This is a genomic window from Arsenicibacter rosenii (assembly GCF_001870735.1).
GTDB classification, from domain to species: Bacteria; Bacteroidota; Bacteroidia; order Cytophagales; family Spirosomataceae; genus Arsenicibacter; species Arsenicibacter rosenii.
The window spans coordinates 1-374 of sequence record NZ_MORL01000311.1 but is presented as its reverse complement, the minus strand read 5'-3'; the positions used below and the strand labels follow the sequence as shown (position 1 = coordinate 374).

1 protein-coding gene is annotated in these 374 nt (G+C 58.8%); it reads right to left on the bottom strand.

Going from position 1 to position 374, the window contains the following annotated elements; all coding sequences use genetic code 11:
- Positions 1 to 374, bottom strand: a 374-nt coding sequence (locus BLX24_RS31395) for a phage tail tape measure protein (RefSeq protein WP_071506956.1), incomplete at both ends; no start/stop codon positions are given.

Here is a 374-nt window from a genome sequence, read left to right as displayed (position 1 = left end):
GCGTTGGTCTGCTCAAAGCTCAGTTTGGCCGAAGCAGCCACGGTACCCGAGGCTTTCAGCGAACCGCTCATTTCGTTAATCTCTGCCGCCCCTTCCTTGGCACCGGCGGCCATAACGTTAATGAACCTTCGGGCCTGATCGGATTTGGCTCCCCACTGGTTCAGCGATTCGGCCGTAACCTTAGCCGCTTCCGCCAGATCCATTTTACCCGCCTTGGCCAGAATAATGGCCTCTTTGGTCGTCTCGGCCAGCGCTTCCTTATTGGCCAGCAGTTCGGGCTTGGCCGACCCCATCAGCTGGTAAGCCTTCAGCATGTCCGCTGCCGTCATCCCGAACTGGGGCCCGGTCTCCTTGGCCTGATTCTTCAGGTACTC